Here is a 16,914-nt window from a genome sequence, read left to right as displayed (position 1 = left end):
CAAAAATAACATTTATGAAAAAAATTGTCATCCCCCCTCAACAGCTTGGTAATAAAAACAGCTGTTTAAGGTTTTTACTTGTTTTAGTGATTTTTATGTGCTTATCTGGGCAGGTTTTCTCCCAAAAACTTGCTCAAGGTTCTGTCGTCGATGATTCTGGAGTTCCATTACCGGGTGTTTCTGTATTTATTGATGGAACAACCGTTGGCACAGTGTCCGATATCGATGGTAAATTTATGATTCAGGCATCTGCTGGAGATGTAATTCATTTCTCATTTATTGGATTTAAAGATCAGAAGGTTGAGTATACTGATCAGGTATTAAGCATTGTTATGAGTCCGGATGTTTTTGGACTGGATGAAGTTGTTGCAATCGGTTATGGTAGTGTTAAAAAAGGTGATGTTACCAGTGCTATTGCATCCGTTAAGTCTGATGATTTTATTAAGGGAGCTGTAAAAGATGCTGCTCAATTGATTCAAGGAAAAGTTGCAGGTTTAACCATTGCAACACCTTCAGGAGATCCAACAGAAGGAGCGGCAATCATGTTGCGGGGAAATTCCTCATTGTTAGGAAGTTCTGCTCCTTTGGTGTTGGTTGACGGTGTTCCGGGAAGCCTTGAATCTGTTGCTCCGGAAGATATTGAATCTATCGATGTATTAAAAGATGGATCGGCTTCGGCAATATATGGTACCCGGGGAACAAATGGAGTTATCATTATTACAACAAAAAGAAGCACTAAAGGTATGGAACCTACCATTTCCTACGATGGTTATGTCTCAATTGCATCTATCAGCCGAAAGCTCGATTTTATGAATGCTGAAGACTTAAGAGCAAAGTGGAATGAAGGTTATTCGTTTACAGGAGCTAATTTGGAAGATTATGGAGCCAATACAGATTGGCTGGATGAAATTACAAGAAAAGCTGTCAGCCATGTTCATAATGTTGTTTTTAGAGGTGGCACTAAAAATACAAGTTTAACAGCCTCACTTAATTATAAAAATAATCAAGGTGTTTTTATTAAAACAGATAATGAAAAATATACCGGTCGTATTGATGTTAGTCACAGCATGTTTGATGGTAAATTAACTGCAGATATCGGGACTATAATCAGCGAACAAAATTACTGGACTGGTGGAGATGGATATAGTTTTAATAAATATGTTTACCGACAGGCATTAATCCGAAATCCGACTGAACCAATTAAAAATGAAGATGGTCGTTGGTATGAGCGCGATGTATATTTTTACGATAATCCAGTGGCATACCTGAAAGAATCTGATGGTGAAAACAAGTACCGTAATGTGAGATTTAAGGCCAGTTTAACTTATAAATTATTTGAAGGGCTTAATGTAAAGGGAATGTACACCAGAAAAAGCAATTCAAACATTCGCGGATATTATGAAACTAAAAATCATGTATCAACCACTAAGTATGGGTCAGAAGGTTTTGCTTCCCGTGGTACCGAAAATTATTTGGGTAACTATACAGAGCTAACTGTAAATTATAAGAAAGTGATAGCCGGGGATCATAATTTATCTGTTCTTGCTGGTTATAATTATGAAGACAACATGACGGAAGGATTCTGGGCCAACAACAAATACTTTCCTACTGATGGATATACGTACAATAATCTAGAAATTGGAAGTGGTTTGACCAAAGGAGAAGCCGGTATGGATAGTTATAAATACTCTGATAAATTGATTGCTTTCTTTTCCAGAGTAAGTTATTCTTTTGCCAATAAGTATTTATTCATGGCAAGTCTTCGTAGAGAAGGTTCTTCCCGGTTTGGTAAGGATCATAAATGGGGAAATTTCCCTGGAGTTTCTTTAGGATGGAGAATGTCTGAAGAAGATTTTGTTAAAGAAATTAACTGGATTGATAACTTAAAATTACGTGCTGGTTTTGGTGTTACCGGTACTAATGTGGCAGATTCTTACAATTCTTTAAGTAGTTTAAATTATAGCGATTATTTTTATTCCAATAAAGAATGGGTTCGAAAGTTAGTTCCTGCCCGAAATGATAATCCTGATTTGCGTTGGGAGAAAAAAGAGGAAATTAATATAGGACTTGATTTTGGATTATTAAATGGTAGAGTTAGCGGAGCTTTTGATTTTTATAACAGAAAAACCAAAGATGCTTTATGGAATTACGATGTTCCAACACCACCATACCTGTATGGCAGCATCATGACAAATGTGGGAGAAATTAAAAATCAGGGTTTTGAAGCTTTGATTAATGTGACTCCTATTAAAACACCAAACTTTGAGTGGAAAGCTAATATGACCTTTTCAACCAACAAAAATGAATTGGTTTCTTTATCAAATGACAAGTTTAAAACCACAAATGATTTTTTCTATCCGGAAGATGGTTATACCGGCGAGCCGATTCAAACAACAACTCATATTGTGAAAATAGGAGGTGAAATAGGAAATTTCTATGGATTAAAGAGTGTTGATATCTCAGATGATGGCATTTGGATAATAGAAAAACCTAATGGTGAAAGAATTTCTGCAGCAGAATCATCAACAGATGATCGTCAGGTATTGGGGAATGGAATTCCAAAATACTATGCCAGCTGGAACAATAGCTTTCGATACAAAAACTTTGATTTGAACATAAACATGAGAGGAGCATTTTCTTATCAAATTTTAAATTTTTCTCGGATGTTTTATGAAAATCCAAAGATTGCATACAACACCTTAAATTCTGCTTATGATAAAGTTTATGGAAAAGCTGTATTGAATGATGATCAGCGTTATGTAAGTTATTATGTTGAGGATGGTGATTATTGGAAAATTGATAATATTACCTTGGGATATACTGTAAATCTTAAAAATAAAGATGTTTTCAAAAATCTAAGGGTTTACGTATCAGGATTGAATTTACACACTTTTACTGGTTACAAAGGGATTGATCCTGAGGTGAAACAAACAGGTTTAGCTCCGGGTAATGATGAACGAGACAAGTATCCTACTACAAGAACATTTACATTTGGTGTTAACGTAACCTTTTAAACTTGGAATCATGAAATTAATATATAAAAAAGAACGTATATATGTAAAGCCGGCATTTACTGGTTTTATTTTATTGCTTGCAATTTTGTTTGGAGGCTGTGTTAAATTGGATGAGGAAGTTTATTCTGAAGTATTGGAAGAAACTTTTACGGCAACCGAAGCTGATGTAACAGCATTAATCGCTTCTGGTTATACCCCGCTTCGTTACATTATGGGGTGGCAGGGCTTATTTGATATTCAGGAGGAACCTGGTGATATTATTATTACTCCAACAAGACCAAATGGATGGGATGATGGGGGAACTTATAAACGAATGCACTTTCATACATGGGATAACGAACAATGGCAATGCCGAAACACCTGGCTGACCTGTTATGAGGCGATAAATAATGTAAATCGGGTGATGTCTCAAATTCAAAGTGGATCACTTCCAATTGAAGAAGAACAATCAGTAAAAGTATTAGCAGAGTTGCGTGCATTGCGTGCATTGTGGTATTCAATTCTTTGTGATACTCACGGAAATGTTCCTCTTGTTATTGCTTATAATGATGAATTGCCTAAACAATCTTCAAGGGCAGATATTTATAAATTTATCATTGATGAGTTAACTGATACTGATGTTATTGAGAATTTAACCGAAGTTGTAGATCAAACGACATACGGGCGTATCACAAAATGGGCTGCTTATCAGCTATTGGCCAGGATGTATCTAAATGCAGAAGTGTATAGTGGCACTGCAGAATGGGAGAAATGTATTCTTGCTTGTAACAAAGTGATTGCTTGTGAGAAATATGATCTTGAATCAAATTATAAGGATATTTTTAAAGTTGATAACGAAGATTCTGATGAAATAGTTTTTGCTGTTCCTTATGACAATAAAAATGGAACTGGCTGGAATGCGCACATGAAACAGCTGCTGCCTGCACATCGTGATGTTTTTAATATGACAGCGCAACCATGGGGTGGTTCAAGTGCAAATCCTCAGTTTATTAATAGTTATGATCCTCAGGATAAGCGATTTGATGCGACATGGTTACATGGTGATCAGCTTAATGCGACTAATGGGAGTGTTGTAATGACTTTAGTCAACAAAATGCCTAGTATTTATGATTGCGAATTTGAGGAAGGTTATCGTGTTTGTAAATATGAAATTGAAGCTGGATGTAAAAGTAACATGAGTAATGATTTGCCTTATTTTAGATATGCAGATGTATTACTCATGAAGGCTGAATGCTTACTTCGTACAGGAAAAAGTGATGAGGCAGCAGTTTTGGTTAGTGAGGTGAGAACCCGTGATTTTGACGATATTAACGATGCAAAGGTAACCGGAGCTGAATTGTTGGGAAATACAACCATTCAATATGGAACATTGGCCGAAGATGGAACAATCGATTCTCCCGGAGATCAGTCTGCTGTATTGTATGGTCGGTTTTTAGATGAATTGGGTTGGGAGTTTGCTGCTGAATTCAGACGTAGAACAGACATGATTCGATTTGGTGTATACCAAACAAAAAGCTGGTACAATCATGAACCTCAAGGGGCGCATACGATCCTTTTTCCAATTGGGCTGGAAGAACTGAATACCAATTCAAATTTGGTTCAAAACCCTGGGTATACCGGAGGTTAATGACCTTTAGAATAGAATAACATATCGCAAAAGCATTTTAAGGTTCTTTTGAACATAGAATGTTTTTGCGATTTTCTTGTAAGTTGGTTTATAATCTTTTTTACTTAGGGGATTCATCTGTAAATAAATAATTTCATCGAACTGAAAAAATATTGAAAATGATAAGAAAGTATTTTTTAATTTTGATTGTTTTTCAGGCATTTCAAGGATACAGTCAAAAATTTGAGGAGTTAGCACTTACGCCTCCAATGGGATGGAACAGCTGGAATAAATTTGGCTGTAATGTAAGCGAAAGTCTGATTATGGAAATGGCTGATGCAATGGCCGAAAGAGGAATGCGGGAGGCTGGTTACGAATATTTGGTGATTGATGATTGCTGGCAGGTTGGCCGCGACAGTCTTGGAAATATTATTGCCGATCCGGAACGGTTTCCGTCAGGAATGAAAATACTTGTTGATTATGTGCATAGCAAAGATTTAAAATTTGGCATTTACTCCTGCGCCGGATCAATGACCTGTCAGTCTCGTCCGGGCAGTCGTGGATATCAGTTTCAGGATGCGCGTACTTATGCATCGTGGGGCGTAGATTATTTGAAATACGACTGGTGTTTCGATGAGGGACAAAAAGCCGAAGCCGCCTACAAAACAATGAGTGATGCTTTAAAGGCATGCGGAAGACCAATTGTATTTTCGATTTGCGAATGGGGCGAAAGTGAGCCTTGGAAGTGGGGGAAAGGAATCGGACATTTGTGGAGAACAACGGCCGATATTCGGGATTGTTACCAATGTACTTTTGATTGGGGCGGGCTTGGAATTCTCGACATCATTGATAAACAAACCGATTTATATGAATTTGCAGGTCCCGGACATTGGAATGATCCTGATATGCTGGAAGTGGGAAATGGAGGCATGACACCGGATGAAAATAAAACACACTTTTCGATGTGGGCCATGTTGGCCGCACCATTGATGGCAGGAAACGACCTGCGAAATTTGGATAAGGGAACAGCTGAAATTCTTATGAATGAGGAGGTAATAGCAATTGATCAGGATTCAGATGGGCACCAGGCCAGAAAATTTATGGACATGGGCGAATATGAAATCTGGGCAAAACCTCTTGCTGACGGAGAAGTGGCTGTTTGCTTTTTAAACCGTACTGATAAAGTTTGGAAACTGGATTACGACTGGAAAAAACAGACGATGTATTTTGCCACAGATGTTAGTATCCATCGAAATGTATATCATGTAAAAGATTTGTGGGAACATAAAATTATTGGGAAAACCAATGAAAATCTTGTTAAAGAAATTCCTCCTCATGGAAGCTTGTTGGTTCGCTTGTCGAAGTTAAATAAATAATAAAAAACATTATAAATGAAAAAAATTCTTATTCTTATCGCGGTTTTGATGCCTTTGTACGTGGCATCTGCAAAGAATGAAAAAACGGATCAGTCAGGGCAAAAAATATTTACTATTACATCTCCGCCTTCCGGTTTTAAATTCGATTCATTCTATAAAAAGTATGTTAACGTGAATGGAATTCATATTATGAGCTCCAATAAGGTTCCTGATTCCGCTTTTTATGTAGCTTGTAATATTGTCGATTTTATGACTAAAAGTTTGCCGGGTGAAGTTTTAAATCAGATGGTTAAAGAAAATGCCCGGCTTGCAATTATGGCTCGCTACGAAGGGACAACAGATATTCCGGAACATGCTCATTTGGCTCAGGACACTACATTGAACTGGGATTTGAGAGCCCGGGGACTTGGCGGTGATATGGAACTGCCGTTAACATCTTGTGCTGAAGAGAATCTGCTTGCTTATCAGATTGATAAATATCATGCTGAAGATATTTTGGTTCATGAATTTGCACATGCAATTCATTTGATTGGAATTGCACCAATCGATTCTACATTCAACAATTTACTGCAGGAAAAATTGGATAATGCCATTGCTAAAGGGAAATACAAAAAAATGTATGCCGCTACCAATATATATGAATACTGGGCCGAAGGAGTTCAGAACTGGTTTAATGTGAATGCCGAAGTTAAGGTTCCTGATGGAAAACACAATTGGGTGAATACCCGGGAAGATATGAAGAAATACGATCCTGATTTGTATGAAATTGTTGCGCGGTATTTTCCTGAATTCGAAAAAAGTCCATCCCGTCATTCTACAGCCAATTTATATCGGGAATAGTAAAAGAAAAAAATGGTTGCTGAATAGGAGTGTGAAAGCCTTTAATAATTTACATCATACTATTAATTAAAAACAAATGAAAGTTCAGAAAATAACGATCATTATATTTTTACTGCTTTGCGCAGGAAATATATTTGCACAGGGAGAGTTGAAAGACTATCAGGAAGCTGAAAAGTGGCTTTACTATAATTCCCGGGCTAAAGTTTATAATGCAGGAATTCAACCCAACTGGATTGGTAAGGGAGATTCATTATGGTATTCAACCAAAACAAGAAAAGGGAATGAGTATTTTTTGGCAGACTTAAAAAAGAAACAAAAAACACCTTTGTTTGATCATGAGAAACTGGCAGAAAAAATTTCCGGTTTTTTGCATAAAGAATACAAAGCGTATGATTTAAAATTAACCGGACTTAGTTTAAAGGGTAGAGATACATTAAAGTTTACTGTAGACACTTCTTGTTTTAAAATCAATTTAAAAAACTATCAATTAAAATTGGCAGTTAATCCCGAAAAAAGAAATATAACTGAGGTGCCTGCTCCAAACAACAAACAAATTGCATTTATAAAGGATTATAATATCTATCTGAAAGACAAAGATGGCAGTAATATTGTTCCCTTAAGTAAAGATGGGTGTGAAACACTTAGTTATGGCAATTCCATTCCGTGGGAATTTGTGCGAAATGAAAGCAAAAAGCAAGATGTAGAATACGGAATAAGTGCGTATTGGTCTCCTGACTCAAAATATCTTATTTGCAGCAAATTTAACCGTAAAGAAGCTCAAAATTTATATATGTATCACAGTGCTCCTGAAAAAGGATTGCGGGCCGAAGTATACTCTTATGAACGTGCACTTGCGGGTGATACATGTCTTGCTAAAACTTCGTATGTTATTTTTAATATCGAATCGGGTAAACAAATAGAATGTGACCTTCCTGAATATGCAAGCTTTTTAGAAGGTGGTTTTGAATGGAAATCTGATAAACATGCTTATATCATTCGCTACCAAAGAGGGTATCAAACAAGGGAATTAATTGATATAAATGTTGAGACTGGAAAATCCAGAACCGTGATTTCCGAAACCGCTGACACCTATGTGGATGTAAATATGCTTTTGTACCGGATAAATAAAACCAGTAACAAAATTATTTGGTCATCGGAGAAAGAAGGATGGAATCAATTGTATTTGTACGATTATGAAACCGGTAAGCAAATAAATAAAATCACCAAGGGTGAATATGTGGTCCGCGAAATCTGTAAAGTGGATGATAAAAAGGGGAAAATATATTTCACTGCCTGTGGTATCGAAAAAGGTGACCCATATTACACGTATTTGTATTCAATCAACATTGATGGCTCAGGATTGAAATTGCTGAGCCCTGAAAATGCAACTCATACCTGTTCAATAAGTCCGAATGGTAAATATGTATTCGATGATTATTCGCGGGTTGATTTGCCAAACCATTTTTTAATTCGAGATGCGAAAAATGGAAATAAGATTTTGGATATTGCACAGCTTGATATTGAGGACCTTGTTGCAATGGGATGGAAAGCTCCGGAGATGTACAAAGTAAAAGCGAGAGATAACAAAACAGACATCTATGGAGTGATTTATCGTCCTTTTAATATGGATTCTACAAAAAGGTATCCGATAATAGATGGAACTTATTCTGGTCCGCAAACAATTCGAACACCTAAATCATTTACTTCGGCCTTGTACAGTATGGATGTGTCATTGGCACAAATCGGTTTTGTGGTGATTACGGTTGATGGACTGGGTTCTGCTTACCGGTCCAAAAAATTTCATGATTTCTCTTATAAAAACCTTGGCGATATAGGTGCTCCCGATCATATCAAAGCCATCAGGGAAATGGCGGTTAAATATCCATATATCGATATCGAAAATGTTGGAATTTATGGTCATTCGGCCGGAGGATACGATGCGGCACATGCACTGTTAACTCATCCTGATTTTTACAAGGTTGGCGTTTCTTCTGCAGGGAATCACGATCACAGAATTGCCAAAGCATGGTGGCCCGAATTGTACATGGGTTTTCCGGCAGGGAAACATTACGACGAGCAATCCAATTTGTCTTTAGTAGATCATCTGCAAGGGAAATTAATGCTGGCGCATGGTAACATGGACAACAACGTAAATGCGGCTTCATCCATGCGAATGGCAGATGCCTTAATAAAAGCCAATAAAGATTTTGAATTGCTGTTGGTACCGGAATGCGATCACAGCAGTCTTTATTACAATAAATATTTCATCAGGAAACGCTGGGATTATTTTGTGAAGAATTTGTGGCACAAAGAAGCTCCTGATTGTTACGAGATAAAAAAATAAATTGTAATTATTTAGTATATATATCATAGGTAATTGACGCCCACTGCTTTAATGGAAAGAAGTGGGCGTTTTATTTGAAATAATAGGCGCTGAATAAGGTTGAACTTAATTTCATTGTTGCTAACAATATGACCGGGAATAGTCGCTTATTTTTTTATGTTTTTTGTAGTTTGACGGGAAAAAAGTGACTTAGCATAAATAAAAAAATACTGTTTTTTACACGAAATGTTAAAAAAAAATTACACATTTTTGTTTAAATTCTGTAATAAAAATCTTTTATAAATGGAAACAATCATCAAAGTAAATTCTATTTCGCAACTGCATAGTATGTTAGCGGTTGCCCCTCCCCAGCATCCTTTAATCAGTGTGATTGATGTGTCGAAATTGAAAATAACAGAAGAGTTAGTCGGTGTTAAAGTTAGTGCTGATTTTTATTATATCGGGTTAAAAAATGCCGATTGTGCTTCTCATTATGGGAAAAATGATTACGATTTTGATAAAGGAGTATTGGCATTTACAGCTCCGCAACAAGTTATTGCAGCAAAATCGACCACTGATTTTGATCAGGAACATGGCTGGATGTTGTTCTTTCATCCGGATCTGATTAGAGGAACTTCTTTGGGTGATAACATTGACAATTATTCATTCTTTAATTACGATACTCATGAGGCATTGCATTTATCAGATAATGAAAAGGAAACATTAAATGACTGTATTCAAAAAATAATAAGAGAATGCAGCTTGAGTACTGATAACCATAGTCAACGAGTTATCGTTTCATGTTTGGAGTTGCTCTTAAATTATTGCCTGAGATTTTATGAAAGACAGTTTGAATCCAGAGCAATCCAGAATAAAGATATCCTGGTGAAAGTTGAAAATGTACTAAAAGAATATATGCAACCAGAGTTGCTTGAGAAGTATGGGTTGCCTAAAGTTTCATACATAGCGGAAAAAGTAAATCTCTCGCAAAATTACCTTAGTGACTTATTGAGAAAAGAAACCGGCAGAAGTGCCAAAGATCATATTGATAGTGTTCTAATTGACAAAGCAAAATCACGCCTTTTATTTACTCAGGATTCTGTTTCCGAAATTGCATATTCATTGGGATTTAAATATCCGCATTATTTTGGTCGCTTATTTAAAACAAAAACAGGTCTTACACCTCAGGAGTACCGAAAATTGACATAAAATAACATAGTTGATCTTTAAAAACAAAAGAGGCTGTTGTGCAAACCGAGCATAACAGCCTCTTTTGTTTTTCCAATTCTCCCAAAATAGTGGTTTTGTGTTGCGAAATCGGTGATTTGTGTTGTCAATACAGTGATTTATGTTGTTGTAACCTCTGGCCAACTTGTATATTTGAACATAGAAAGTTGATTTTAATACGGTGTCTATAGGTTCTAATTCGGAGATTGTTTGTCAGTATCTGTAAGTGTCTTATTCACTTTCATCCAAACAGGCAACAATCGAATAGAAGATAATATCTACAACCTTAACCATTGATTTCATAATTAAAAACCCAATATAATGAAGCCTAACTATTTCTCACTTTTGAAAATCTGTTTTTTATTTTTATTGATGGGGCTAAACCCGTTATATGCAGTCGATAATCCACCAGTAATGAATGGAAATGATACTTCTCCAAAGTATTATACCGAAACAAATACTCCGGTAACTGTATTCCCAAACTTTACCATTACCGATGCTGAAGGTGATAATATTAAAGGATTAACCATATCTTTTAATTCTACCGGCCATCACAGCGACCAGGATAATCTTTCATTTATTAATCAAAGCGGAATAACCGGAAGTTTTGATAAAAATACCGGAATCCTTAAATTAAGTGGAGATGCCTCACCCACTAATTACCAGGCCGCTGTACGCAGCATTACCTATTCAAATGATGCTGCCACCGGTTCTGCGAGCTATGACCAGCGCACAATGACCATTTCATTGGCCAATAGCGATTATTTCTCACAAGATGAAGGTTTGGGGAATGGGCACTTTTATCAGGTTGTATTAACAGCTAAGGGTTTCAATACTTCTTCGTCAGAAGCCAGTGCAAAAACATATTATGGCTTGCAAGGGTATTTGACTGCTATTACATCTGCTGAAGAAAATACATTTATCAAAAATAAAATACCTTCGAATATTGGAGCTGTGTGGCTTGGTGGTAGTGATGCAACTACAGAAGGTAGCTGGTTATGGACCGGCGGAACAGAATCCGGAACAAAGTTTTATGACAAAGGAACTAACGTAAGTACCGGTTATACAAACTGGTATCCGGGAGAACCCAATAACGATGGTGGTGAGGATTGTCTTCTGATGTACAAGGCAAGCCGCACAGCGGGAACATGGGGAGACGGAGCTAATACCACTGGCTTAAGCTATATTGTTGAGTATGGAGGAACACCCTCAGATCCTGATATCAACCTGGCAATAACCACCAATTTGGATATGGTTCTTCCGAAAGCCCCCGGTGGTATTGTCGATAACCTTGAGCTTTGGCTTAATGCCGAAAAAGGGTTTACTTATACCAGTTCGACTAATGCCGAATGGATAGACCAGTCGCAAAATAAAATGGCGTTGAACGTTAGTTTAATACAATCCCCAAGCATTGGTACTGTAGCTCCAACTTTAGCTGAGAATTCGAATAATTTCAACTCAACCATTGCTTTCGACGGAGTGGGCACAGGATTGGCGTCCGCTGTTAATGCAGCCGATTTTGATTTTTCAGAAATGTCGGTTTTTTCAGTACAGCAGGTGGCTTCAGGTGTGTACTCTCATACCGCTTGGCACTATGACAACAATGGTTCTAACGATCTCGCTTTTTTTATAGACGGTAGCACTACTGGCAGCCAGTTCAACATCACAGTAAATAATTCGTCACTGGGAAATCTTACCACTCCTGTTTTGACTGATGATATCCCTCATCTTGTTGGATTTACGAGCAATGCTTCGTCTGCCCAAATTTATGTGGATGCAGCTACAGTGTTAAACGTGGGAGGTCGATCACAATTGGCCGCCAATGGAGCGCTGATGATCGGTCTTGACGCTGATGGAGCAGAAGCCCAGGATGGCGACAATCATTTAAAAGGAAATATTGGCGAAGTAATCATGTTTCGTAAAAAATTGTCCGATTTGGATCGACAGAAAGTTGAGTCGTATCTTGCTCTTAAATATGGCATATCGTTGACCGGGAATTACATAGCCTCAGATGGCATTACGAGTATGTGGACCGACGATAGTGACGGCTATAACATGGACATTTTTGGAATAGGTCGTGACGATGCCAGTGGGCTGAACCAAAAAGTATCTAAATCGGCAAATGATGGTTCAATTCTTACTATAGCATTAGATCCCGATTTTACTTCTGCCAATAATGCAGGTAGAACAACCGACAATGCCAACAACAAACAGTTTTTGGTAATTGCTAACAACGGAGCTACTTTGACGGCTCAGTCCACCGAACTGGATGCTGCCTCAGGCTTTAACGTCCGGATAGGAAGAGAATGGAAGGTAGATGCCACCACCAACTTCTCTCAGAACGTAAATCTTAAATTTGATGGCTATGATAATGATTGGTCTTTGATTGCTACTACTAACGGAGATTTCTCTTCGGGTGTAACCACCGTAGGCGCCTTGAACGCCGATGGTGAAATTACAAATGTGTCCTTAAGCAACGGCGATTACCTTACCTTAGCTAAGATACAAAAGGCGCCGGGCGGAGTAACAAATGGCATTTCGCTTTGGATAAAGGCGAACGATCAGGTTTTTTCTGATTTGGGCGCCACTGAAGCTACAAATAACAATACAATAGAACAATGGAGTGACCAGGGCCCTTATGGGAACAATTTTACTCAGGTAAATCCGGAAAAACCAATATATCTGGAAAATTCTTTAAATTTTAATCCGCAGGTATATTTTAATGGTACCACTGCCATGGATGGTGCGAGTTTAACAGGACTTCCTTCAGGTTCTGATGCCCGGTTGATGCGCGTGGTAGCAAGTCAAACAGCAGCTTTTACAGGAAATCATGTACCTTTTGCCCATGGAACAGCAACCCAAGATCAAGCTCATGTAATAGCGGGTTCGGTAAATAGTAATAGTCTTGTTTATGGTTCATGGGAGGCTACAAACGATATAACCAGCAGTAGTTTTTGGACATTGAACAAACCACACATTATTGGCGGAGGTTTCGATGGCTCATCAACAACATATCTTCAGGCTGACGGGGTAACGTTAACAACCGATACCGACGGTGTACCTCCAACCTGGAACACGGTAAATAGTCGTATGCGCATCGGAGCTGATATCGCAGATGTTACTGGCGAATTCTGGACAGGAAATATTGCTGAGGTTGTGGTATTCAGTGCTAATATCTCCATTGCCGATCAACAAAAGATAGATTCGTACCTTGCACTTAAATACGGTATTACTTTGGATCAAACATCAGCTGGCGATTATCTGACTTCTGATGGTACCGTTATTTGGTCAGCTTCCGATAATACAGGCTATGTAACCGACATTTTTGGTATTGGTCAGGATGACGCTTCAGGATTAAATCAAAAGGTATCACAATCAGTAAATAACAGTAACAGCCCTATTCTGGCAACAACGAATGATTTTACTTCGTCAAACTTTGATGGAAGCAGAACGGTGCTTGGTGATGGGAACTTTATAATGATGGGACACAACAACGGCACGGATAATTCGTTTACTTCAAGTTTTAACGGTGGCACCAATAACCGTTCGGACCGTGTCTGGAAAGTAGATGAGACCCGTATAGTGGGTAATGTATATTTTGCTATACCAAAAACAGCGATAACGTTCCCTTCAGGAATACCTGTTTTGGTTGCATCTAATGACTTAACATTCAACAGTTCTGACGATATTGTTAATTTAGCTGATGATGGAACCTATTATTGGGCTTCGATAAATCCTGATAATGGAGCATATTTAGCCTTTGCATCAACAACACCAGGCTTTACGGTAAGCGAAACAACATTAACAATTGATGAAAATGCAGGAACAGGTACGTTCACAGTTGTTTTAGATGTTCAGCCATCCAACGACGTGGTTTTTGATGTTACGAGCGATAAAACGGTAGAAGCCACGGTAGATATGGCAACACTGATCTTTACATCGGCTAATTGGGACACGCCGCAGACGGTGACAGTTACTGGTTTGGATGACGATATCGACAGAGATGACACGGCAACAATCACTGTTGCCGTGAAGGATGCTTCCAGCGATGACCATTTCGATGCGCTGACCGATCAAACCGTAGGAATCACCCTGACCGATGATGATACAGCTGGTTTTATAGTTAGCGAAACAGCTTTAACAGTTGCCGAAAATGCAGGAACTGGTAGCTTTACCGTAGTTTTGAATGCAGAACCAACAAGTGATGTTGTTTTTGATATTTCGAGTGATAAAACGGAAGAAACCACGGTAGATAAGGCTACTCTGACCTTTACATCGGCTAATTGGAACACGCCGCAGACAGTAATAGTAACAGGTGTGGATGATGATATCGACAGAGATGACATGGCAACAATCACTGTTGCGGTGAAGGATGTTTCCAGTGATGACACTTTCGATGCGCTGACCGATCAAACCGTAGGAATCACCCTGACCGATGATGATGTGGCACCAACAGTTTCTACATCTGCGGTTTCTTCTATCACTTCAAGCTCAGTAACTATGGGAGGTGATATGTCAGATAAAGGTAGTGCTGATGTAACCGAAACCGGGGTTGTCTATTCTTCGATAAACGCATCTCCCGAGATAGGAGGAGCAGATGTAACGCAAGATTCAAATGGGGCAGCGACTGGAATTTTTACTGAAACTATTGGTTCACTTGCTCCCAATACCACCTACAACTTTCAGGCGTATGCAATTAATAGTGCTGGAACGAGCTATGGTGGGGTGCAAAGTTTTACAACCAAACAAACTCAAACCATTACGTTTAATTCTCTTTCAGATAAAGCGTATGGTGACAGTGACTTTAATCCTTCAGCTACGACAAGTAGTGGTTTAACGGTCTCTTATAGTAGTTCAAATACTTCTGTGGCTACTATTGTGGCCGGAAAGATTCATATTGTTGGAGTTGGTTCATGCACTATTTATGCTGACCAAGCCGGTGACGACACTTATGATGTGGCAACCCAGGTTTCGCAAGGATTAAACATCACTCAAAAAGCCATTACGGTTACTGCAGATGCATTACAAACAAAAGTTTACGGAGATTCAGATCCGACTTTCACTTACACCACGTCAGCAACATTGGAAAGCGGTGACTCATTTAGCGGGGTACTTTCAAGAACAAGTGGAGAATCTGTAGGTTCCTACGCCATTTTACAGGGAACACTGACTGCCGGATCGAACTACGATTTAACTTTTGTGAGTAAAGATTTTAGCATCACTCAAAAAGCCATTACGGTTACTGCAGATGCATTACAAACAAAAGTTTACGGAGATTCAGATCCGACATTTACTTACACGGCATCTTCCGCATTGGAAAGCGGCGATTCCTTTAGCGGAGCACTGTCAAGAACAAGTGGAGAGTCTGTAGGTTCCTATGCCATTTTACAGGGAACACTGAGTGCAGGATCGAATTACAATTTAACTTTTGTGAGTAAAGACTTTAGCATCACTCAAAAATCCATTACGGTTACTGCAGATGCATTACAAACAAAAGTTTACGGAGATTCAGATCCGACATTTACTTACACGGCATCTTCCGCATTGGAAAGCGGTGACTCCTTTAGCGGAGCACTGTCAAGAACAAGTGGAGAGTCTGTAGGTTCCTATGCCATTTTACAGGGAACACTGAGTGCAGGATCGAATTACAATTTAACTTTTGTGAGTAAAGACTTTAGCATCACTAAAAAATCCTTGACCATTACAGCCGAAAACAAAAGCAAAGTTTACGACGGCGCGGTTTACAGCCCGTTTACGGTAAGTTATTCCGGTTTCGCAACAGGCGAAGATGAAACTGATTTATCAGGAACACTTGTTTATAGTGGAACAGCAACAACAGCAACCAATGTTGGAACCGGCTATGTCATCACTCCGGGCGGATTGACTTCATCCAATTATGCCATTACATTTGTTGATGGTTCATTGGATATAACCCAAAAAGCAATAACGGTAACAGTTGATGCAGGTCAGACGAAAGTTTACGGAGATGCAGATCCGACATTTACTTACACTGCATCTTCAGTATTGGAAGCTGGAGATTCCTTTAGCGGAGCACTGTCAAGAACAAGTGGAGAGTCTGTAGGTACCTATGCCATTTCTCAGGGAAGCCTGAGTGCTGGATTGAACTACGATTTAACTTTTGTGAGTAAAGACTTTAGCATCACTCAAAAAGCCTTGACCATTACAGCCGAAGGCAAAAGCAAAGAGTACGACGGAGCAGTATACAGTGGATTTACTGTTACTTACGCTGGATTTATAAGTGGAGAAGATGAAACTGATCTGGGAGGAGCACTTGTTTATAGTGGAACAGCAACAACAGCAACCAATGTTGGAACCGGCTATGTCATCACTCCGGGCGGATTGACTTCATCCAATTATGCCATTACATTTGTTGATGGTTCATTGGACATTACTCAAAAATCCTTGACCATTACAGCCGAAAACAAAAGCAAAGAGTACGACGGAGCCGTATACAGTGGATTTACTGTTACTTATGCTGGATTTATAACAGGTGAAGATGAAACTGAT

At 38.6% G+C, this 16,914-nt stretch carries 7 protein-coding genes; all 7 read left to right on the top strand.

Going from position 1 to position 16,914, the window contains the following annotated elements; translation table 11 throughout:
- Positions 1-14 precede the first annotated feature (14 nt).
- Positions 15-3,014 (top strand): SusC/RagA family TonB-linked outer membrane protein, encoded by a 3,000-nt coding sequence (locus BZG01_RS07715; RefSeq protein WP_101309254.1) that lies wholly within the window; start codon positions 15-17, stop codon positions 3,012-3,014.
- 10 nt (positions 3,015-3,024) lie between these two features.
- Complete coding sequence (locus BZG01_RS07710; RefSeq protein ID WP_101309253.1) at positions 3,025-4,641, top strand: RagB/SusD family nutrient uptake outer membrane protein; 1,617 nt, start codon at positions 3,025-3,027, stop codon at positions 4,639-4,641.
- Between the two features lie 158 nt (positions 4,642-4,799).
- Positions 4,800-5,996, top strand: coding sequence for a glycoside hydrolase family 27 protein (locus BZG01_RS07700; protein WP_101309251.1), 1,197 nt, complete (start codon positions 4,800-4,802; stop codon positions 5,994-5,996).
- Between the two features lie 15 nt (positions 5,997-6,011).
- Positions 6,012-6,836: a M90 metallopeptidase family protein gene (locus tag BZG01_RS07695; protein ID WP_101309250.1), complete on the top strand. Its 825-nt coding sequence runs from the start codon at positions 6,012-6,014 to the stop codon at positions 6,834-6,836.
- Between the two features lie 76 nt (positions 6,837-6,912).
- Positions 6,913-9,180 carry a S9 family peptidase gene (locus BZG01_RS07690; protein WP_101309249.1) on the top strand — a complete coding sequence of 756 codons (2,268 nt, stop codon included), beginning with the start codon at positions 6,913-6,915 and terminating at the stop codon, positions 9,178-9,180.
- 282 nt (positions 9,181-9,462) lie between these two features.
- Entirely contained in the window at positions 9,463-10,368 is a 906-nt protein-coding gene (locus tag BZG01_RS07685; RefSeq protein ID WP_101309248.1) for a helix-turn-helix domain-containing protein, read from the top strand.
- Positions 10,369-10,707: 339 nt separating this feature from the next.
- Positions 10,708-16,914, top strand: a 6,207-nt coding sequence (locus tag BZG01_RS07680; RefSeq protein WP_281256420.1) for an MBG domain-containing protein, incomplete at its 3' end; no start/stop codon positions are given.

It is taken from the genome of Labilibaculum manganireducens, from assembly GCF_002843385.1.
Classification (GTDB): Bacteria; Bacteroidota; Bacteroidia; order Bacteroidales; family Marinifilaceae; genus Labilibaculum; species Labilibaculum manganireducens.
Note: the sequence above shows the minus strand (reverse complement) of the source record. Positions and strands in the feature narration are given on the sequence as shown.